Source organism: Streptomyces sp. NPDC057253, from assembly GCF_042669125.1.
GTDB lineage: Bacteria > Actinomycetota > Actinomycetes > Streptomycetales > Streptomycetaceae > Streptomyces.
In genome coordinates, this window is the sequence record NZ_JBHUXV010000113.1 from 1 (window position 1) to 19,767 (window position 19,767).

Sequence of the window (19,767 nt, forward strand, 5' to 3'; positions counted from 1 at the left end):
GTCCTGAGGGGGCCTGCCGCCACCGGCCGGTGCGGCTAGCGGGTGCGCGAGTACCAGTCGAAGCGCAGGCACAGCTTCCCGCCGAGCCAGTACTCCACCCAGTCGCCCAGTTGCAGCGGCGAGCAGCTCGGCGGGGCCGTCGGCGTGGTGGGCGGCTTCGTGGGCTCGGTGGGCGGGGTGGTGGGCGGTGTCGTCGGGTCGGTGGGCTTGGTCGGCTCCGTGGTGGGCTCACCGGTTCGGCCGAACAGCACCGCACGGTAGACCGCGGACGACCTGGGGTTGTCCGAGCACTGCCACACGCCGTGCGGGCAGTAGTCGGTCAGCGTGTTGTACAGCGGCTTGTGCTCGTCCATCCAGGCGAGCATGCGCTTCATGTACTCGGGATTGTCCCCGTTGCGGAAGAGGCCCCATTCGGGATAAGAGATGGGCTTCTTGTGGGCCTTGGCGAAATCGACGTGCGCCTGAAGGCCGTAGGGCTCCTTGATCTGCTCGTCGAACGTGAGTCCCGACGGCTGGTCGTAGGAATCCATGCCGATGATGTCGACGGTGTCGTCGCCCGGATAGCACTCGGTCCACGGAATGGCGTCCCGGCCGCGGGTCGGGTTGAAGTCGAACTTGAACTTCTGGCCCGGGACCGACCGCATGGCGGTGACGATCCTGTTCCAGTACGCCTTCCAGGCCGTCGGGTCCGGAGCGCAGCGATGGGAGTACGTGGTGCCGTTCATCTCCCAGCCGAGCACGATCACCGTGTCCGGCACCTTCAGGTCGACCAGGCGCTTGGCGAGGACGCGGTAGTGGTCGTCGAACTGGCCGGCCGCGGCCCGGCGCAGCAGGAAGCGGACCTTGTTGTCGGAGAGGTGCTCCTCGTTGCGCTCCATCATCGGCACGTTGAGGACGAACATCCGGTCGGCGCGTCTGTTGCGCCAGTCGGCCCACGTCTCCAGGAAGTTCGGCCTGCCCTCGATGTTGCTCCAGCGGTCACCGGGCAGATAGGTGTGCCCGACGCGCAGGTCGGCGTTGCCCAGCCAGCGGCTGAGCTCGGTCATCCGGGAGACACCGTCGGGGCCGTAGTCGAGATAGGCGCCGAAGGCGGGGACCTCCCCGGGCATGACGGGCTCCACCGGCTTCACGGGTTCCACCGGGGTGACCGGAGCCGGGGTGACCGGAACCGGGGTGACGGGATCCGGGGTGAGCGCCGGCGCGGGCGGCACGGCGGGGGCCGGCGGGACCTCGGGGACCGGGGTGCGAGCGGCTGCCGGAGCGGGAGGATCTCCGACCGCCCCCACGGCGAAACCCGGGCCCGACGACAGGGCGGCCGACGCGGCCACTGTCACCGCGATGAACGCCAGCCGGCGGGTACGAGCCCGTCTGTGCTGTGAGTCCATTCCTGCTCCTTTCTGCACTCTCGCGTTTTCGAACTAACTGACACTCAGTCATATCAATATGAATTCCGCCACCGTGCCTACGGCTTTCGAGTGCTGCGATGGTCCGCACGAGTGAACCGACCCGAAGGAATGGCCCGTGTCGTTGTTCGACACCCGAGTCCCCGCCGTGCTGGTGCGGACCGACCGGAATCCCTTTCACCACGGCACGTTGGGTGCCGTGCGCTCGCTCGGCAGGGCGGGCGTGGACGTGCATGTGGTCGCCGACTGCACGGGCAGCCCGGTGCGCGCGTCCCGCTTCGTACGGCAGCTGCATCCCCCGCCGCCCCCGGGGGCCTCGCCGGGTGACATCGCCGCGGTGCTGCGCCGGGTGGCCGCCCGGATCCCGCACCCGGCCGTGCTGATCCCCATGGACGACGCGAGCGCCGTCGCGGTGGGGGCGCTGTGCGAGGAACTGGCCCCCTCCTATCTGCTGCCGCAGCAGCCCGGCCGGCTCGCCGAACGGCTGGCGGACAAGGCGGAACTGGCCGAGGTGTGCGGGGCCGTGGGCGTGCCGCATCCGGTGACGCTGGTCCCGGAGAGCGCGGCGCAGGCGGACGCGATGGCCTGGCGGCTGGGGCTGCCGGTGGTCGCCAAGTGGAGCCGGCCCTGGCTGCTGCCGACGGAGGGCGGGCTGCGCAGCACGGTGCTGGTGCGCTCGCCGCGGGAGGCCCGCGAGCTGTATCTGCGGTCGGAGGAGGCGGGCAGCCGGCTGCTGCTCCAGGAGTTCCTGCCGCCGGGGCCGGACGGCGACTGGTTCTTCCACGGGTACGCCGACCGCGGCGGGGCACTGCGGGCGGGCGGCTCCGGCGTCAAGGAGCGGTCCTGGCCGCGTGGCGCCGGGCTGACCGCGGTGGGGCACTGGCGGCCCGATCCGCGGGTGCGGGTGCTCGCCGAGCGGCTGACCGGCGCGCTGGGCTACCGCGGCATCCTGGACCTCGACTTCCGGCGCGGCGGTCCGGCCGGGGACTTCCACCTGCTGGACTTCAACCCGCGGCCCGGTGCGCAGTTCCGGCTCTTCACCGACAGCGCGGACCTGGACGTCGTACGCGCGCTGCACCTGGACCTGACCCACCGGCCGCTGCCGGACGGGGTGGCGCTGCCCGGGCGGGCGTTCGTGGTGGAGAACTACGCGCCGCTGACCGCGCTGCGGCCGGCGCCGGCCCGGCGCGAGCTCGCGTGGTACGCGGCGGACGACCGCGGGCCCGGGTGGGCGATGTGGGCGCTGTGGGCCCGGCACGTGTCCCGCCGCCTGCTGGAGCGGGTACGCCGGCTGTGCGCACGGCGCGGACAGCGGACGGCCGCGCAGGTGATCCGCCAGGGAACGGCACCCGTGGCCTCCCTGACCGACCTGCCCCGGCTGCCCGACCCGACAGACCCGGCCACCCGCACCGACCTCTCCGACCTGCCGGGCGACGAGAAGGCAAGCAGCCGCTGAGGCCGCGGCCCGGCGGCGGGCGCGGGTGCGGGTCCGTGGGGCCGGTGATCGGCGCGGGTACCGGGTCCGTGGGACCCGGAGGTGGGCGCGAGCGCCAGGTCCGTGCGGCCCGGTGGTCGGCGCGGGTGCCGGGTTCGTGGGGCCCGGAGGTGGGCGCGAGTGGCAGGTCCCTGCGGCCCGGTGGTCGGCGCGGGTGCCGGGTTCGTGGGACCCGGCACCCGGTGCGGGGCTAGCGGCGGGACGCGGACCGGCCTCGGCGGTACAGGACGGCTCCGGCCACGATCATCGCGGCGCTGACCCCGGAGGCCGCCAGCATGGCCTCACCGCTGCTGCCGGTGTGCGGCAGGTGGGGTGGGGTGCTGGGCGGGGTGGTGGTCGGGGGCGTGTGCGGAGGCGTCGTCGTCGGCGGCGTGCCCGGTGTCGTCGGCGGGGTGTGCGGAGGCGTGTACGGCGGGGTGTGCGGGGGCGTGTGCGGCGGGGTGTGCGGGGGTGTCGTCCCCGGTGTTCCCGGTGTCCCCGGCGTCGTCGGTGTCCCCGGTGGGGTGTTGGTGGGGGGCGTGTGCGGCGGGGTGTGCGGAGGCGTATGCGGGGGTGTGTGTGGCGGGGTGTGCGGAGGCGTGTGGGGAGGTGTGTGCGGGGGCTTCGTCGGGGGCGGGGTCTCCCCGCAGTCCTCGCCGTAGCCGCCGTAGCCGCCGTCGGTGTCACAGTCCTCGCCGGAGCCGGAGCCGGAGCCGTAGTCGTGGTCGTCGCCGTAGCCGTAACCGCCGTGGCCGTGACGGCCGTGGGAGCCGGCCTTGTGCGGGACCGGGGCGTTCGCGCAGGAGTTGCCGAAGGCCGGGTCGAGCGCGGCGATCACGTCCACGGAGTCGCCGCACGCGTTGACCGGCACCTCCAGCGGCGCCTGCGCGGTGTTGCCGGACAGCACGCCCGGCGAGTCCTGGGCTGCCCCGGCCGCGTGCGAGTCGGCCATCGCGGGACTGCCGCACAGGGACAGAATGCTCGTCGCGGCGGCGGCCGCGACCATTCCCTTGCTCAGGGTCTGGCGCAATCTCGTTGTCTTCCTGCTCGTAGGAATGGGAAAAGCCGGCCCCGAACGACTGGAAGACGTCCGGGGCCGGCCATGGCGCAGCCGGGCGGCTGGCGGTTTACGTCGTCAGTCGTTGGAGCACGAGTTGCCGAGCGCCGGGTTCAGCAGCGCGATGACGTTCACGGTGTTGCCGCAGACGTTGATCGGCACGTGGACCGGAACCTGGACGACGTTGCCCGAGAGGACACCCGGGGAGCCGATGGCGGCACCCTCGGCACCGGCGTCGGCGAAGGCCGGGGCGGCCATGCCGAGGGCCATGATCGCGCCCACGACGACAGCAGCGGTCTTCTTCATGAGATTTCCCTTCTCTGCGGTCATGCCAGAAGTGACGGTAGAAACCGAGCGAGCACAGTCGGAACGGCTCGCACCATGACCGGCAGGCTGTAGAACGAGGGATAGACGGCCAAGGAAACTACGGAACGTGTGTCGCCGGGTAATTCACTCGAACGCCTTCAGGAAAACGCCTCACCTGAGCAACGGAAAAGGCAATTGACGGTGTATCAGCAACGAAAAATCGCCCGGGCCGTCTGCCCGGGCGATTTCGAAGCGGCGGATTCAGCTGCGCGTGGCGCCGTTGCCGGACAGCGCCGAGACGTCGTCCAGGATGTGCGACAGCGGCTCGTCACCCTTGGCCTGCGTCGAGTTCTCCGCGCACTGCTGGTTCTGCGGGGCCGACAGGATCGGCACGTCCTGCGCGACACCGACGGCGGCGATGATGCCGACGATACCCTGCAGGTTCGCCTTCGCGGGCAGGCCGACGCAGAGCTTGTTCAGCGAGCTCTGGACCAGCGTGGCCTGCGGGCTCATGTCACCCTTGGTGACCGAGTTGCCGAACGCGCTGTGGGCGCCGTTGCCGCTGGCCGAGGTGGTGCCGTGGTCGTTGCCGATGGCAAGCGCCTGGGGGGCCACCGCCGCCGAGGCGCCGACGACGGACGCGGCGACCGCCGCCACGGCCATTGCCTTCTTCAGCATTTCGTTTTCCTTTCCTGGGACACGTCCCCGGGGACGAGACGCACTGTTCCTGCCTCCGCATCAACCGGTGGCACGGGGATTGGTTTCGACACGTCACCCATATGGACCTCTCCCGGCGTGAAATTCACCGGAGCGGCTTTGGGCCATCGGAGTGAATGACAGGAACCAAGCGGCACCGGGGCAGTTGTCCAGAGCGCTCCGGTGGACGGGGTTTCTTCAGAAGGGACTAGCAAGTGATCAAGAAGGTTCTGGCTTCCGCCGCGGTCGCCGCTTCCGTCGTGGGTGCCGCCTCCCCCGCCATGGCCATCGGCAACGACCACGGCACCACCTCGGCCAGCGGCAACGGTGCTTCGCAGTCGTTCGGCAACTCGGCCACCTACGGCAACATGAGCCCGCAGATGGCGCTCATCCAGGGTTCGCTCAACAAGCCCTGCATCGGCCTGCCCGCGAAGGCGAACCTCCAGGGCATCCTCGGCCTCGCCGCCGTGGGCGTTCTCCAGGACGTGCCGATCCTGTCGGCCCCGCAGAACCAGCAGTGTGTCGAGAACAGCACCCAGGCCAAGGGCGACGAGCCGCTGTCGCACATCCTGGACGACATCTCGGCCCTGTCCGGCAACGGCGCCTCGCGCAGCTGAGCTGCAACGCACCGTGGGCCGATGAGCCCTGGGGCTGATTCTTGAGTCCCCGTCAGCGGGCCGCCTTACCAACGGCGGCCCGCTCGCTTACGTTCCGGCACGTGACGATGAAGAGAACCCTTTCCTCGGTCGTCCTGACGACCTCCGTCCTGCTGCTCGGGGGCGCCGCCGCTCTCCCCGGCCGGATCGCATCCGCCCCGCACGGCACCAACATCCTGGTGATGGGCACGGACGGCCGTGACACGATCTCCGCCGCGGAGCAGCGCGAGTTCCACGCCGGGGGCGTCGCCTGCGACTGCACGGACGTCCTGATGGTGGTCCATGTCTCGGCCCGCCGGGACCGCGTCAGTGTGGTGGCCCTGCCGCGCGACTCCTACGCCGACATCCCGCCCCACCTGGACGAGGGCACCGGCAAGGAGCTGCCGGCGCGGCCCTCGAAGATCAACGGCGCGTACGCCGAGGGCGGGCCCCGGCTCACCGTCGCCACCGTCGAGTCGATGACCGGGCTGAGCATCGACCACTACCTCCAGCTGGACTTCCGGCGTTTCATCGACGCCGTCGACCAGGTCGGCGGAGTCGAGGTGTGCACCGCCCGGCGCCTCCAGGACAAGGCCACCAAGCTCGATCTGAAGCCGGGCAAGCACCGGCTGAAGGGCGGCCGGGCGCTCCAGTACGTCCGGTCCCGGAAGGTGGACCAGGCGGCCGACCTCGGGCGGATCCAGCGTCAGCAGCGGTTCCTGGTGCAGGCGCTGCGCGGGCTCCAGGCGCAGCGGCTGCTGACCGACCCGGTGAAGACGGCCGGTGTGGTGCGCACCCTGCTCGGGTCCGGGCAGGTCGAGCAGGGCTTCACCGCCGGGGACCTGGTGGCGCTGGCGGCCGATCTGCACAAGGTGCAGGCGAAGAACACGGAGTTCGCCACGGTGCCGGTCGCCGGGTTCAACCCGACCCGGCCGGACATCGGTTCGACGCTGGCCTGGGACCGGGTGAAGGCGGACGCGATGTTCGGGAAGCTGCGCGAGGACCAGCCGCTGATCAAGGCGGGCGCGCAACCGAAGCCGTACGACCCGCCGCGCATCACCGATGCCGTCACCGTGCGCGGGAGCGCCTACGCCTGTACGTGAGGGGCGCCCGCGGGGCCGGTGCGCGCGCTGGGCCAATAGGGGCAAAGAGCGCAACCCAGGCGGGGGTTCGGGCGTTGACGATCATGCAGCTCCTCCCCGGAGTCCGCTTTTCGAAGGGAATGAACATGAAGAAGCTGTGGGCAACCGCGGCTGTTGCCGCGTCCGTCGCCGGTGTCGCGGCCGCGGCCGCCCCCCAGGCGCTCGCCATCGGCAACGACAGCGGCACCAAGTCCGCCAGTGGCAACGGCGCCTCGCAGGAGTTCGGCAACTCGGCCACGTTCGGCGACATGAGCCCGCAGCTCTCGCTGGTCCAGGGTTCGCTGAACAAGCCCTGTGTCGGTCTGCCGGCCAAGCTGAACGCCCAGGGTCTCGTCGGCCTCGTCGCCGTCGGTGTCCTGCAGGACGTGCCGATCCTGTCGGCCCCGCAGAACCAGCAGTGCGTCGAGAACAGCACCCAGGCCAAGGGCGACGAGCCGCTGTCGCACATCCTGGACGACATCTCGGCCCTGTCCGGCAACGGCGCCTCGGGCAGCTGAGCCTCCTCGCTCCGCCAGGACGGCGGGTCACCGGTTCTCCGGTGGCCCGCCGTCGTGCGTGCCGCTACCTGCGGTAGATGGCCTCGATCTCCTCCGCGTACGCCGCCGTCACGGTGTGCCGTTTGACCTTCAGGGACGGCGTGAGCATGCCGTTGTCCTCGGTGAACTCCCCCTCGACGATCCGGAAGGCGCGGATCGACTCGGCGCGGGAGACGGCCGCGTTGGCGTGGTCGACGGCTTTCTGGAGGTCGGCGCGCAGCCGTTCGTCCTTGGTGAGTTCGGCGTGCGGGGTGTCGGCGGGCAGGCCCCGGACCGAGAGCCAGTGGGCCATCGCCTCGGGGTCCAGGGTGATCAGGGCGGCGACGAAGGGGCGGTTGTCGCCGACGACGAGGCACTGGCCGACGGGGGACCGGCTGCGCAGCCGGTCCTCCAGGACGGCCGGGGAGACGTTCTTGCCGCCCGAGGTGACGAGGAGATCCTTCTTGCGGCCGGTGATGGTGAGGTAGCCGTCCTCGTCGAGGGCGCCGAGGTCGCCGGTGGCGAACCACTCGTCCTTCAGGACGGCGTCGGTGGCCTCGGGGTTGTTCCAGTAGGCGCCGAAGACGACCCCGCCCTTGATGAGGACCTCGCCGTCGTCGGCGATGCGGATCGCGGTGCCGGGGACGGGCTGCCCGACCGTGCCGGGGCGGGGGCTGAGCGGCGGGACGATGGTGGCGGCGGCGCTGGTCTCGGTGAGGCCGTAGCCCTCGTAGATGATGATTCCGGCCGCCGCGAAGAACAGGTTGAGCTCGCGGTCGAGCGGTGAGCCGCCGCTGATGGCGTAGCGCATGCGGCCGCCGAGTTCCTTGCGGATACGGCGGTACACGAGCAGGTCGTACAGGCCCCAGGCGGCGTAGAGGCCGGGGCCCGGCCCCTTGCCGCGGCCGAGGAACTTGTCCAGGTAGGCCTCGCCGAAGCGGACGGCGACGCGGTGGGCGCGGTCGAAGGAGGCGGCGCGGCCCAGCTTCTCGGCGGTGGCGCGGCCGGTGGCGTGGATCTTCTCGAAGAGGTAGGGGACGCCGACGAGGAAGGTCGGGCGGAACTCCTTGAGCGCGGGCCGCAGTTCGTCGGGCTTGATGCTCGGGCAGTGGCCGATCTCGATGCGGGCCATCAGACAGGCGATCTGGAGAGTGCGGCCCATGATGTGGGCGAGCGGGAGGAAGAGAAGGGTGGAGGCGGTCTGGTCGGTGACCTCCTTGAAGATGGGGTGGAGCAGCTCGACGGTGTTGGCGGCCTCGGCGTGCAGGTTGGCGTGGGTGAGGACGCAGCCCTTGGGGCGGCCGGTGGTGCCGGAGGTGTAGCAGATCGTGGCGACGGTGCCGGGGGTCAGGGCGGCGCGGCGCTTGGTGACCTCCTCGTCGGGGACGTCGTGCCCGAGTGCGGTGAGTTCGTCGAGCGCGGCCGCCTCCAACTGCCAGACGCGGGGCTTCGCTTGGTGCGCCGCGGTGCCGGTGGTGACCGTCGCCGCATTGTCGGCGTTCTCGGTGACGACATGGCGGGCTCCGGAGTCCCGCACGATCCACTCCACCTGCTCGGCCGAGGACGTGGCGTAGACCGGGACCGTCTGACCGCCCGCCGCCCAGATCGCGAAGTCGAGGACCGTCCACTCGTAGCGGGTGCGGGACATCACCGCGACCCGGCCGCCGGGTTCGAGCCCCGCCGCGATCAGCCCCTTGGCCACGGCGGTGACCTCGTCGGCGAACTCCTGGGCGGTGACCGGACGCCAGCCTGTCTCCGCACGGCGGCGCAGCACCACCGCCTCGGGGGTCTCGGCCGCGTTGGTGAAGGGGAGGTCGGCGATGCTGCCGGTGGTCGCGGGCGGGGCGAGGGGCGGTGTGCGGGCCTCCCGTACGACCCCGCCCTCGTCCCTCGCGACCTCGACCGCGGTCCGGCCCGCCAGGTGTTTCGCCCTCTTCAGATCCTTGCGTACGCCCATCGTGGCTCCCCGGTCGGCTCCGACTGGGCCGCTAACTTACTCTCAAGTAAGGAAAGGTCAATGGGTCCGGCGTCAGTCCGCGACCTGCCGGGCCCGGCGGATGGTGTCGGCGAGCCGGCGCACCTCGGTGTCCTCGGTGCGCTCTCCCAACTCGTCGGCCCAGTCGGCGAGTTCCCGCAGGGACGGGCGGCCCGGGAGCCGCTCGTCGTCATAGGTCCCGCGCAGGATGTCGGCGAAGTAGGCGGCCACAGCGTCGACCTGGAAGCGGGGGGCCGCGTCGCGCAGCGAGTCGTCGAAGGTCTCCAGTTCCGCCGACTCCTCGTGCGGGGCGCGGGTCTCGGGGTCCTGCCAGCGGACGGTCGCGGTGGCCAGGTGGCCCTCGGCGCCGGGCTTGGTGCGCACCGCGTAGAGGGCGGTGACGGTGTGGCCGGGGCCGACCTCGCCGCCGTCCACGCGGTCGTCGCGGAAGTCGTCGTCGGCGACGCGGCGGTTGTCGTAGCCGATGAGGCGGAACTGCCGGACGTTCTGCGGGTCGAAGGCGACCTGGGCCTTGGCGTCGCGGGCGGTGAGGTCGATGTTCTGCGGGAGCTGCTCGCAGAAGACCTTCTCGGCGTCGTCGGTGCCGGAGACGTAGACGGTGTGGCCGTCGCCCTTGTCGGCGAGGCGTTCCATCAGGGCGTCGCCGTAGTCGCTGCCGACGCCCACGCCGAAGAGGGTGATGCCGTGTTCGCGGCGGGCGGTGTCGATGCGGTCGAGGATGGCGTCGGGGTCGGTGTCGCCGTCGTTGGCGAGGGCGTCGGAGATGAGGACGACCCGGTTGGTGGCGCCCTCGCGCAGGCCCTTGACGGCGGTGCGGTAGCCGGTCTCGACGCCCGCGCCGAGGTTGGTGGAGTACGTCGGTTCCAGGCCGTCGATCGCCTTGTGGATCCGGTCGCGGTGGCCGCCCAGGCGGGTCATCGGCAGGACCGTCTCGGCCTCGTCGCTGAAGGTCACGATCGCGACCGAGTCGTCGTCGTGGAGGCGTTCCGTCATGGTGTCGAGGGACTGCTGGGCGAGGTCGAGGCGCCCGGGTTCGGCCATGGAGCCGGAGATGTCGATGACGAAGGTGAGGGCGGCGGGCGGGCGTTTGTCCCCATCGTCCGCGGCGCCCCGGGTGGCGAGGCCCACCCGGACCAGGGACCAGTCGTCCTGGTCGGTGCGGGCGCCGTCGACGGTGACCGTGAAGCCGTTGCCGTCGGGGCGGTCGTAGTCCTGGCGGAAGCTGTTGACGAACTCCTCGGGGCGGATCGTCGAGGGGTCGGGGCGGCGGCCCTCGGCGAGGGTGCGGCGGGCGTAGCCGTAGGAGGCGGTGTCGACGTCGAGGGCGAAGGTGGAGAGGTGGTCGGGGGCCTTCTGTTCCGGGGAGTCGAAGTCGCGGGACTCCTCGGAGCCCTGGGTGCCCTCGGGCTGGTCCGGGGCCGGGAAGGCCGAGCCGTACGAGCCGCCCTTCGATCCGTCGGTGATGCTGTCGCCTCCGCTGTCGTCGCCCCCGCCGCAGCCGGTGAGCAGCAGGCCGCCCGCCAGTGTGAGGGCGAGCATCACCTGTCGTGTCCGCTGTCGCTGCATCGTCCGTACCCCCTGGGCCTGTTGACGTCGGCACTTGCGACTGTGACGGGCCGGGGGGCCGGAACGTGCGCCACGGAGCGTTGCGGATGGGTCTCGAAGGGGGCACGGAGAGGGCCCGTCGAGACCGGTGGGTGATCCTCCGTTGACCTAGGAGACGACGTCCTTGCGGGCGAAACCCCTGAAGGCCAGGGCGAACAGCACCAGGGCGAGCGTTATCGACAGGGAGGTGCCCTGGATCATGTCGGACCACTCCAGCTTCGGCTGTACGGCGTCCAGCCAGGCGTACTGCCAGTGCGAGGGGAGGAAGTCGCGCCAGTCGCCGAGGGCGGTCACCTGGTCCAGCACATTGCCGACGATGGTCAGGCCGACCGCCCCGCCGACCGCGCCGAGAGGTGCGTCGGTGCGGGTGGAGAGCCAGAACGCGAGGGCCGCGGTGACGAGTTGGGAGATGAAGATGTACGCCACCGTGATCAGCAGGCGCCCGGCCGCCGTGCCCGCCGCCATCGCGCCGCCGGTGGGGAGTTGGAGCGGGCCCCAGCCGTAGGCGATCGTGCCGACCGCGAGGGCGACCAGCGGGAGCAGGACCATCGCGGCGAGGCTCAGGGTGAGGCCGACGGCGAGCTTCGACCACAGCAGCCGGGCCCTCGGCACGGGTGCCGCGAGCAGATAGCGCAGCGAGGACCAGCTGGCCTCCGAGGCGACGGTGTCCCCGCAGAACAGTGCCACGGGCACGACCAGCAGGAAGCCCGCGGAGGCGAAGAGGTTCACCGCGGCGAAGTTCGCCCCGGACAGGGTCGCGGTGTCCATCAGGTTGACCTGGTTGTTGCCCCCGTCCGGCCCGCCGCCCAGCTGGAAGGCGATCAGCAGGACGAAGGGCAGCGCGACCAGGATGCCGAACATGACGAGCGTGCGGCGGCGCTTCAACTGCCGTACCAGCTCCACCCGGACCGGCAGGGTGCGGCCCGCGCGGTAGCCGTCGGCCACCTCGGCGCGGTCGGTGACCGTGCTCATGCGGAGTCTCCGATCAGGGTGAGGAAGGCGTCTTCGAGGCGGCGGTGGGGGCCCACCGAGGTCACCGGGACCTCCAGCCGGACCAGTTCGGCGACCAGCTGCTGCGCGGAACCGTCCGCGTCCAGTCGTACGAGAAGGCCGTCGTCGGTGGTGACCGCGGAGGCCACGCCGGGCAGGGCCGCGACCTTCTCGGCCACGGGTTCCTCGACGGGTACGGCGGTGCCGACCAGGAGGGTGTCGCCGGAGCCGACGATCTCGCCGACCGGCCCCGCCTGGACGAGCTGCCCGTGGTCCATGACGACCAGGTGGGTGCAGGACTGCTCGACCTCCGAGAGGAGATGGCTGGAGACGATGACCGTGCGGCCGGCCGCCGCGTAGCGGATCATCACCTCGCGCATCTCGCGGATCTGCGGCGGGTCGAGGCCGTTGGTGGGTTCGTCGAGGATGAGCAGGTCCGGCAGGCCCAGCATGGCCTGGGCGATGGCCAGGCGCTGGCGCATGCCCTGGGAGTAGGTGCGCACCGCACGGGCGAGGGCGTCGCCGAGGCCGGCGATCTCCAGGGCCTCCTCCATGTGGGCGTCCTCGGGCGGGCGGCCGGTGGCCCGCCAGTACAGCTCCAGGTTCTCCCGGCCGGACAGGTGCGGGAGGAAGCCCGCGCCCTCGACGAAGGCGCCGACGCGGGAGAGGACGGGGGCGCCGGGGGCGATGGCGTGGCCGAAGACGCGGATCTCGCCGCCGTCCGGCTTGATCAGGCCCATCAGCATGCGCAGTGTGGTGGTCTTGCCCGCGCCGTTCGGGCCCAGGAGGCCGAGCACCTGGCCCTTCTCCACCCGGAAGGAGAGGTCACGGACCGCGTAACGGTCGGCGGACTTGGCGTACCGCTTGCTCAAGTCGCTTATCTGGAGGGGGACTTCGGCGAGCTCCGGCTCGGGGGCGGCGGGGGCCGCGGTACGGCGGCGGCCGGTCACCACGAGGATCAGCGCGAGCGCAGCGCCGGCCAGCGGCAGCCACCACACCCAGGCGGGCAGGGGGGCCTGGGTGTTCTTCTCGCTGAGGGCGGTGGGGACCTGGAGGTCGCTCTTGAGGGAGACGGTGTACGTGGCCGGGGTCGTCGGGGAGGCGTAGCCGAGGTCCGTGGAGGCGAGGACGAGCTTCAGGCGGTGGCCGTCGTCGATCTCGTGGTCGATCGCCGGGAGGGTGATCGTGACGTCCTTGCCGGCCTTGGCGCCCTCGACCCTGATCGGCTCGACGAGTTGGGAGGGCAGCACCTGTCGGCCGCCGCCCGGGGAGACGTCGTACAGCTTGGCGAAGAGGACCGCGTCGTCGCTGGTCGACTTCACGTGGACGGTGACGGTGGGCGAGCCGGTGATCTGGAGGTCGTCCCTGACCGGGGCCGACTCGAACGCGGCGTACTGGCCGGGGAAGTCCAGGGAGACGCCGACGCCGAGCGAGGAGAGCTGGGCGAGGCCTCCGGCGCTGCCTAGGCCGGGGAGGGCGGAGACGGCGGGCGGGCTGGCGCCGGCCGGGTTGGCGAAGTCCTGCTCGCGCCCGGCCAGGGCGACCTTGTGCTCGTCGCTGTGAAGGCCGGGGTAGGTGTCGGCGGTGACGCCGGTCAGGCGGGGCTCGCCGTCCCCGGTGCCGGTGCCGAGGGTGCGGGTGACGCGGAAGGCGGGGCCGGTGTCGGCGCTCCTGTCGTCCTTGAGATAGCGGTCGAACCAGGACGCCGTCCTCGACCGGACACGGCTCGTCTCCATGTCGCCGCCGTCATGGCCGCCCGCGATCCAGTCGACGTCGACGGGGGCGCCGTTGGCTCGGATCGCCTTGGCTGCCTCGTCGGCCTGGTTCAGCGGGAACAGGGAGTCCGTCTGGCCCTGGATCAGCAGGGTGGGGACCTTGATGTCCCGGGCGACGGCCGACGGGGAGCGGTCCTCCAGCATCTTCTCGGCGTTCGCGTCCGGGGTGCCGGACTGGGCCACGCGCTGGTACATCGCGCAGATCTGCGGCTCGAACTTCTCGCAGCCGCCCGCGGAGTTCACGAAGATGCCGGCCCAGAGCTTCTTGAAGACGCCGTTCGGGAAGAGGGCGTCCGAGAGGTTCCAGTACGTGATCTCGGGCGCGATGGCGTCCACGCGGTCGTCGTGACCGGCGGCGAGCAGGGAGATCGCGCCGCCGTAGCTCGCGCCCGTCACGCCGACGCGGGGGTCGCCGGGCCTGTCGAGCTGGACCTGGGGCTGCCGCGCCAGCCAGTCGATGAGCTTGCTGACGTCCTTGACCTCGGCGTCGGGGTCGTTGAGGCCGACCTTGCCGGTGGACCTGCCGAAGCCTCGCGCGGACCAGGTGAGGACCGCGTAGCCGTCTCTCGCGAGGGCCTCCGCCTGGGGGCGTACGTCGTTCTTGCTGCCGCCGAAGCCGTGTCCTACGAGGACCGCGGGGCGCCTTTCGGTGCCGCTCGTCGTGAAGTACGAGGTGTCGATGCGGACGCCGTCGATCGACATGATCCGGTCCGCGCGGTGCACCGGGGGTGGGTCGTCGGAGGCGGTGGCCGTCCAGGTGCCGGCGGCGGCGAGGACGACGACGGAGGCCGCGGCGGCGATCCACCGTGGCCTCCGGAGGCGGCGAAGATCCATGAATCAACGGTACGGGGTGGAGGGGGCGGGGATTTGTCGACCTGGGGCTGAACTCCTCGCCATCCTGGGGGTGGATGGGGGTGCGGGGTGTACAGCGGGTGCGGTACGGCTATGAGCTCGGGGGCTTCTGTTGTGTGCCGTCTGCTGCGCCGTCGTGGCTGGTCGCGCCCACGCGGCGGAGCCGCATATCGATACAGCCCCGCGCCCCTAGGTCAGTTCACGCAGCCACGTTGCGGCGGGGGTTCTCCAGTTCCTCGGAGAGGTAGACGGCCGTGGAGAAGCCCTGGGTGACGAAGAGGGCGATCGCGAGGCCCGAGACCACCAGCATGGCCGTCACCGTGTCCGTGCCGCCGTGTGCGCCCGCCACCTGCAGGGACAGGAGGCTGCTCGGGCCGCGCTGCGCGTGGGTGAAGCCCAGCAGGGCCACCACCGCCGCCGCGATCACCTCAAGGACCAGGAAGACGCCCGTGATCCACGCGTTGGCGCGCAGGTCGAGGAGGCCGGCGAGGGTGGCCAGGAGCATGACCGCGGCGCCCGCGAGGGAGGGGTCCAGGTGGATCACCGGGGCCAGGTAGTCGGCCGTGCCCATCGCGATCACCGGCGGGACGATCATCACGACCAGGAGGGACAGCACGAAGACGAGCCAGCCCGCGAGCCTGCCGGCCAGCGTGGAGACCATGGCGTACTCGCCGCCGGCGCTGGGGATGAGGGTGCCCAGCTCCGAGTAGCAGAACGCCACGGCGACGCACAGGAGGGAGCCGATGGCGATCGTCAGGGCGGTGGCGGTGCCGAGCGTGCCGAAGAGGTCGGGGACCACCACGAAGAGGGTGGACGCCGGGGTCACGCAGGACAGGGTCAGGAGGGTGCCGCCGACCACGCCGATGGAGCGGTTGAGCTTGGCGTGGCCGTGCTCCGGTGCCTGGGCGACGACTGTGTCGGCGGGGCGGAGGGTGTCGGTCATGGTGGTGCATGCAACCCCGACGAAACCAGCACGTCAATGGCTCTCCTGCTACGGATTTCGTAGCTGGAGAGCCATTGGGTTGCCGTATACGTCAGGAACTGGCCGTCCCTGCCGTGCTTCGGTGTCCTGCGGGAACCGCAGGACACCGCCGAGAAAAAACCTCAGTGGTTGCGCGGGAAGCCCAGGTCCACGCCCGCGGGGGCGTCGGCCGGGTCGGGCCAGCGGGTGGTGACGACCTTGCCGCGGGTATAGAAGTGCGTGCCGTCGTTGCCGTAGATGTGGTGGTCGCCGAAGAGGCTGTCCTTCCAGCCGCCGAAGGAGTGGTAGCCGACGGGGACCGGGATCGGGACGTTCACGCCGACCATGCCGGCCTCGACCTCCAGCTGGAAGCGGCGGGCGGCGCCGCCGTCCCGGGTGAAGATCGCGGTGCCGTTGCCGAAGGGGGAGGCGTTGATCAGGGCGATGCCCTCGTCGTAGGTGTCGACGCGCAGCACTGTCAGGACCGGGCCGAAGATCTCGTCCTGGTAGGCCTTGGCGGACGTGGGCACCTTGTCGAGCAGCGAGATGCCGATCCAGTGGCCGTCCTCGAAGCCCTCGACCGTGTAGCCGGTGCCGTCGAGGATCACCTCGGCGCCCTCGGCCGCGGCGCCGGTGACGTAGGACGCCACCTTGTCGCGGTGCACCTTGGTGATGAGCGGGCCCATCTCGGAGGCCGGGTCGTTGCCCGGGCCGATCTTGATCTTCTCGGCGCGCTCACGGATCTTGTCCACGAGCTCGTCGCCGATCGAGCCGACGGCCACGACCGCGGAGATCGCCATGCAGCGCTCGCCCGCCGAGCCGTAGGCCGCGGAGACGGCCGCGTCCGCCGCCGCGTCCAAGTCGGCGTCCGGGAGGACCAGCATGTGGTTCTTGGCGCCGCCCAGGGCCTGGACGCGCTTGCCGTTGACGGAGGCCGTGGTGTGGATGTAGCGGGCGATCGGGGTCGAGCCGACGAAGGAGACGGCCTTGACGTCCGGGTGCTCCAGGAGGCGGTCGACGGCCACCTTGTCGCCGTGGACGACGTTGAAGACGCCGTCGGGCAGACCGGCCTCGGCCAGCAGCTCGGCGATCTTCAGGGAGGCCGACGGGTCCTTCTCGGACGGCTTGAGCACGAAGGTGTTGCCGGTCGCGATGGCGATCGGGAACATCCACATCGGCACCATGGCCGGGAAGTTGAACGGCGTGATGCCGGCGACCACACCGAGCGGCTGACGGATGGACGAGACGTCCACGCGGCTGGCGACCTCGGTGGACAGCTCGCCCTTCAGCTGCACGGTGATCCCGCAGGCCAGGTCCACGATCTCCAGGCCGCGCGCGACCTCGCCGAGCGCGTCGCTGTGCACCTTGCCGTGCTCGGCGGTGATCAGCTCGGCGATCGCGTCCCGGTTCGCCTCCAGGAGCGCCCGGAACTTGAACAGGATCGAGGTGCGCTTGGCGAGGGACGAGGTGCCCCAGGTCTGGAACGCGTCCTTCGCGGCGGCTACGGCGGCGTCGACCTCGTCGACGGTCGCGAACGCGACCTTGGTGGTGACCGCGCCGGTCGCCGGGTCGGTGACCGGCCCGTAGGTGCCCGACGCGCCCTCGACGGTCTTGCCGCCGATCCAGTGGTTGACGATCTTCGTCATGACCGAGTACTCCTTCACAGATGGCGGCGTCGGGTAGAGACGTGCCGTTCGTACAGCTCACGGGCCTTCACCGCGGACGGTCGGGTCGCGGTCTCGGCCACAGGTACATCCCACCAGGCCTGCGCCGGCGGCGGGCCCGACACTGTGTCTGCCGTTTCCGTCTCGACGTAGACACATGTGGGAGTGTCCGCGGCCCGCGCCTCGGCGAGGGCGGCGCGGAGGTCTCGGACGGTCTTCGCGCGCAGCACCCGCATACCGAGGCTGGCCGCGTTGGCGGCCAGGTCCACGGGCAGCGGGGCACCCGTGTAGGTGCCGTCGTCGGACTGGTAGCGGTAGGCCGTGCCGAAGCGCTCGCCGCCGACCGTCTCGGACAGTCCGCCGATGGAGGCGTAGCCGTGGTTCTGGATCAGGAGGAGCTTGATCGCGATGCCCTCCTGTACGGCCGTGACGATCTCCGTCGGCATCATCAGGTACGTGCCGTCGCCGACCAGCGCCCAGACGTTCCGCTCGGGAGCGGCCATCTTCACACCGATCGCGGCCGGGATCTCGTAGCCCATGCAGGAGTAGCCGTACTCCACGTGGTACTGGTCCCTCGACCGGGCGCGCCACAGCTTGTGCAGGTCGCCGGGGAGGGAGCCGGCCGCGTTGATGATCACGTCCGACGCGTCGACCAGGGCGTCCAGGGCGCCGAGGACCTGCGGCTGGGTCGGCCTGATGTCGGGCTCGTCGGCCTCGAAGCAGGCGTCGACGCGCTGCTCCCAGCGCTCCTTGTCGAGGCTGTACTCGTCGATGTACGTGCCGCTGACGCGGTGGGTGTGCAGCTGGAGGGCCTCGGTGAGCTCGGTCAGGCCGCTGCGGGCGTCGGCGACCAGGGGCCGGCCCGCGAGCTTGTGGCCGTCGTAGGGCGCGATGTTGAGGTTGAGGAAGCGGACGTCCTCGTTCTCGAACAGCGTGCCGGAGGCCGTGGTGAAGTCGGTGTACCGGGTGCCGACGCCGATCACCAGGTCGGCCTGGCGGGCCAGTTCGTTGGCGGTGGCGGTGCCGGTGTGGCCGACGCCGCCGACGTCCTGGGGGTGGTCGTGGCGCAGGGAGCCCTTGCCCGCCTGGGTGGAGGCGACCGGGATGCCGGTGGCGCGGGCGAACTCCTCCAGCGCCTCCTCGGCGCGGCTGTGGTGGACACCGCCGCCGGCGACGACCAGCGGCCGCTGTGCCTGCCTGATCGCCGTGACGGCCTCGGCGAGTTCGGTGGGGTCGGCGCCGGGACGTCGTACGACCCAGGTGCGCTCGGCGAAGAACTCGTCCGGCCAGTCGTACGCCTCGGCCTGGACGTCCTGCGGGAGGGCGAGGGTGACCGCGCCCGTCTCCACCGGGTCGGTGAGGACCCGCATCGCCTGGAGCGCGGCCGGGATCAGGGCTTCCGGACGGGTGACGCGGTCGAAGTACTTCGAGACCGGGCGCAGGGTGTCGTTGACGCTGATGTCGCCGGCGTACGGCACTTCGAGCTGCTGGAGGACCGGGTCGGCGACGCGGGTGGCGAAGATGTCGCCGGGCAGGAGCAGGACCGGGAGGTGGTTGATGGTCGCCAGGGCCGCGCCCGTCACCAGGTTGGTGGCGCCCGGGCCGATGGACGTCGTCACCGCGTGGGTGGACAGGCGGTTGGACTGACGCGCGTAGCCGACCGCCGCGTGCACCATGGACTGCTCGTTGCGGCCCTGGTGGAAGGGCATCTCGTCGCCGTACTCGACGAGCGCCTGGCCGAGCCCGGCCACGTTGCCGTGGCCGAAGATGCCCCAGGTGGCGGAGATCAACCGCTGCCGTACGCCGTCGCGTTCGGTGTACTGGGCGGCCAGGAAGCGGACCAGCGCTTGCGCGACGGTCAGGCGGGTGGTCATCGGTACCCCTCCGTGTGGTCCGGGTGGAAGCAGATCCGCCACTCCCGCGTCTCACCCGGTCCCGCCATGACGTTCAGGTAGTACATGTCGTGGCCGGGCTGGGCGATGGACGGGCCGTGCCATCCGTCGGGGACGAGGACGGCGTCGCCGGAGCGGACCTCGGCGAGGACGTCGGATCCGCCCTCACGGGAGGGAGATACGCGCTGATAGCCGAAACCGTTCGGGCCGTCGATCTCGAAGTAGTAGATCTCCTCCAACTCGGCTTCCACGCCCGGCCGGTGCTCGTCGTGCTTGTGCGGAGGGTAGGAGGACCAGTTGCCGCCGGGGGTGACCACCTCGACGGCGATGAGCTTGTCGCAGTCGAAGGCGTCGGCGGAGGCGAAGTTGCGCACGTGCCGCAACTGGGAGCCGCTGCCGCGCTGTTCGACGGGAACCTCCGGCGCGGGGCCGTAGCGGGCGGGGAGTCGTCGCTCGCACTTCGCTCCTGCCAGGGCGAAGCGGCCTCCCGCGCCGGAGGCGATCGATGCCTGGGCGTCCCGGGGTACGTACGCGAAGTCCGAGACTCCGGCGAACACGCTTTCCCGTCCCAGGAGTTGGAACTCGTCCTTCCCTACGTGGACCGTACAGCCGCCTTCCAGCGGAAGTACGATCCACTCGCTGTCACCGGAGGTGAACGTATGAGTGCCTCCGGGCACCAGTTCGACGATGCGCAGACTGCTGTGGGTCCAGCCGGCCCGCTTGGGGTCGATGTCCACGGTGTACTGGGCGTTGGTGGAGGCGCCCCGGGGGACGTACAGCTCGGTCTGTGTCATACGGCGGCCC

Annotated in this window: 15 protein-coding genes and 1 pseudogene; 4 read left to right on the top strand and 12 right to left on the bottom strand. The window is 71.2% G+C overall.

The features are described 5' to 3' along the window. Positions 1–35: 35 nt before the first annotated feature. Complete coding sequence (locus tag ACFULQ_RS38960; RefSeq protein WP_383553602.1) at positions 36–1,385, bottom strand: glycoside hydrolase family 26 protein; 1,350 nt, start codon at positions 1,383–1,385, stop codon at positions 36–38. Between the two features lie 136 nt (positions 1,386–1,521). On the opposite strand from ACFULQ_RS38960, the gene ACFULQ_RS38965 reads away from it, so the two are divergent. Further along, a complete protein-coding gene (locus tag ACFULQ_RS38965) occupies positions 1,522–2,859 on the top strand; it encodes an ATP-grasp domain-containing protein (protein ID WP_383553604.1) in 1,338 nt (445 codons plus the stop codon). 229 nt (positions 2,860–3,088) lie between these two features. Here ACFULQ_RS38965 and ACFULQ_RS38970 read toward each other — a convergent pair whose 3' ends face one another. The 3 genes from ACFULQ_RS38970 to ACFULQ_RS38980 form a co-directional block, all read right to left on the bottom strand. Further along, the gene (locus ACFULQ_RS38970) at positions 3,089–3,907 is read right to left on the bottom strand and encodes a chaplin (protein WP_383553606.1); all 819 of its coding nucleotides are present in this window, start codon (positions 3,905–3,907) and stop codon (positions 3,089–3,091) included. 105 nt (positions 3,908–4,012) lie between these two features. After that, complete coding sequence (locus tag ACFULQ_RS38975; RefSeq protein ID WP_383553608.1) at positions 4,013–4,264, bottom strand: chaplin; 252 nt, start codon at positions 4,262–4,264, stop codon at positions 4,013–4,015. Positions 4,265–4,501: 237 nt separating this feature from the next. Further along, positions 4,502–4,918: a rodlin gene (locus ACFULQ_RS38980; protein WP_383553611.1), complete on the bottom strand. Its 417-nt coding sequence runs from the start codon at positions 4,916–4,918 to the stop codon at positions 4,502–4,504. 233 nt (positions 4,919–5,151) lie between these two features. On the opposite strand from ACFULQ_RS38980, the gene ACFULQ_RS38985 reads away from it, so the two are divergent. The 3 genes from ACFULQ_RS38985 to ACFULQ_RS38995 all read left to right on the top strand — a co-directional run bounded on the left by ACFULQ_RS38985 (position 5,152) and on the right by ACFULQ_RS38995 (position 7,210). Continuing rightward, complete coding sequence (locus tag ACFULQ_RS38985; protein ID WP_330266827.1) at positions 5,152–5,553, top strand: rodlin; 402 nt, start codon at positions 5,152–5,154, stop codon at positions 5,551–5,553. A 107-nt stretch (positions 5,554–5,660) separates the two neighbouring features. After that, positions 5,661–6,674, top strand: a complete 1,014-nt coding sequence (locus ACFULQ_RS38990) for an LCP family protein (RefSeq protein ID WP_383553654.1) — start codon at positions 5,661–5,663, stop codon at positions 6,672–6,674. Between the two features lie 125 nt (positions 6,675–6,799). Then, positions 6,800–7,210, top strand: coding sequence for a rodlin (locus ACFULQ_RS38995; protein ID WP_383553614.1), 411 nt, complete (start codon positions 6,800–6,802; stop codon positions 7,208–7,210). A 64-nt stretch (positions 7,211–7,274) separates the two neighbouring features. On the opposite strand, the gene ACFULQ_RS39000 is transcribed toward ACFULQ_RS38995, so the two are convergent. The 8 genes and pseudogenes from ACFULQ_RS39000 to iolB all read right to left on the bottom strand — a co-directional run bounded on the left by ACFULQ_RS39000 (position 7,275) and on the right by iolB (position 19,757). Further along, positions 7,275–9,185 carry an AMP-dependent synthetase/ligase gene (locus ACFULQ_RS39000; protein ID WP_383553616.1) on the bottom strand — a complete coding sequence of 637 codons (1,911 nt, stop codon included), beginning with the start codon at positions 9,183–9,185 and terminating at the stop codon, positions 7,275–7,277. A 72-nt stretch (positions 9,186–9,257) separates the two neighbouring features. Then, positions 9,258–10,790, bottom strand: a complete 1,533-nt coding sequence (locus tag ACFULQ_RS39005) for a von Willebrand factor type A domain-containing protein (RefSeq protein ID WP_383553619.1) — start codon at positions 10,788–10,790, stop codon at positions 9,258–9,260. A 147-nt stretch (positions 10,791–10,937) separates the two neighbouring features. Next, positions 10,938–11,801, bottom strand: coding sequence for an ABC transporter permease (locus ACFULQ_RS39010; RefSeq protein ID WP_383553621.1), 864 nt, complete (start codon positions 11,799–11,801; stop codon positions 10,938–10,940). Next, on the bottom strand, positions 11,798–14,428 hold the full coding sequence (locus ACFULQ_RS39015) for an alpha/beta fold hydrolase (RefSeq protein WP_383553623.1): 2,631 nt from the start codon (positions 14,426–14,428) through the stop codon (positions 11,798–11,800). Before ACFULQ_RS39015 ends, ACFULQ_RS39010 begins: the two co-directional genes overlap by 4 nt. Positions 14,429–14,651: 223 nt before the next feature. After that, positions 14,652–15,389: pseudogene (locus ACFULQ_RS39020) on the bottom strand (APC family permease); the annotation flags it as partial. 161 nt (positions 15,390–15,550) lie between these two features. After that, complete coding sequence (gene mmsA, locus ACFULQ_RS39025) at positions 15,551–17,053, bottom strand: CoA-acylating methylmalonate-semialdehyde dehydrogenase (protein ID WP_383553625.1); 1,503 nt, start codon at positions 17,051–17,053, stop codon at positions 15,551–15,553. A gap of 14 nt (positions 17,054–17,067) precedes the next feature. Beyond that, on the bottom strand, positions 17,068–18,945 hold the full coding sequence (gene iolD, locus ACFULQ_RS39030) for a 3D-(3,5/4)-trihydroxycyclohexane-1,2-dione acylhydrolase (decyclizing) (protein ID WP_383553628.1): 1,878 nt from the start codon (positions 18,943–18,945) through the stop codon (positions 17,068–17,070). Continuing rightward, positions 18,942–19,757, bottom strand: coding sequence for a 5-deoxy-glucuronate isomerase (gene iolB, locus ACFULQ_RS39035; RefSeq protein ID WP_383553631.1), 816 nt, complete (start codon positions 19,755–19,757; stop codon positions 18,942–18,944). The genes iolD and iolB overlap by 4 nt, the downstream gene beginning before the upstream one ends. Between the last annotated feature and the right edge of the window lie 10 nt (positions 19,758–19,767).

Coding starts and splice junctions, on each gene's coding strand:
- mmsA (WP_383553625.1), bottom strand. CDS start 17,053: ATGACGAAGATCGTCAACCACTGGATCGGCGGCAAGACCGTCGAGGGC.
- ACFULQ_RS38975 (WP_383553608.1), bottom strand. CDS start 4,264: ATGACCGCAGAGAAGGGAAATCTCATGAAGAAGACCGCTGCTGTCGTC.
- ACFULQ_RS39010 (WP_383553621.1), bottom strand. CDS start 11,801: ATGAGCACGGTCACCGACCGCGCCGAGGTGGCCGACGGCTACCGCGCG.
- ACFULQ_RS39000 (WP_383553616.1), bottom strand. CDS start 9,185: ATGGGCGTACGCAAGGATCTGAAGAGGGCGAAACACCTGGCGGGCCGG.
- ACFULQ_RS38980 (WP_383553611.1), bottom strand. CDS start 4,918: ATGCTGAAGAAGGCAATGGCCGTGGCGGCGGTCGCCGCGTCCGTCGTC.
- ACFULQ_RS39005 (WP_383553619.1), bottom strand. CDS start 10,790: ATGCAGCGACAGCGGACACGACAGGTGATGCTCGCCCTCACACTGGCG.
- ACFULQ_RS38995 (WP_383553614.1), top strand. CDS start 6,800: ATGAAGAAGCTGTGGGCAACCGCGGCTGTTGCCGCGTCCGTCGCCGGT.
- ACFULQ_RS38960 (WP_383553602.1), bottom strand. CDS start 1,385: ATGGACTCACAGCACAGACGGGCTCGTACCCGCCGGCTGGCGTTCATC.
- ACFULQ_RS38990 (WP_383553654.1), top strand. CDS start 5,661: ATGAAGAGAACCCTTTCCTCGGTCGTCCTGACGACCTCCGTCCTGCTG.
- iolB (WP_383553631.1), bottom strand. CDS start 19,757: ATGACACAGACCGAGCTGTACGTCCCCCGGGGCGCCTCCACCAACGCC.
- iolD (WP_383553628.1), bottom strand. CDS start 18,945: ATGACCACCCGCCTGACCGTCGCGCAAGCGCTGGTCCGCTTCCTGGCC.
- ACFULQ_RS39015 (WP_383553623.1), bottom strand. CDS start 14,428: ATGGATCTTCGCCGCCTCCGGAGGCCACGGTGGATCGCCGCCGCGGCC.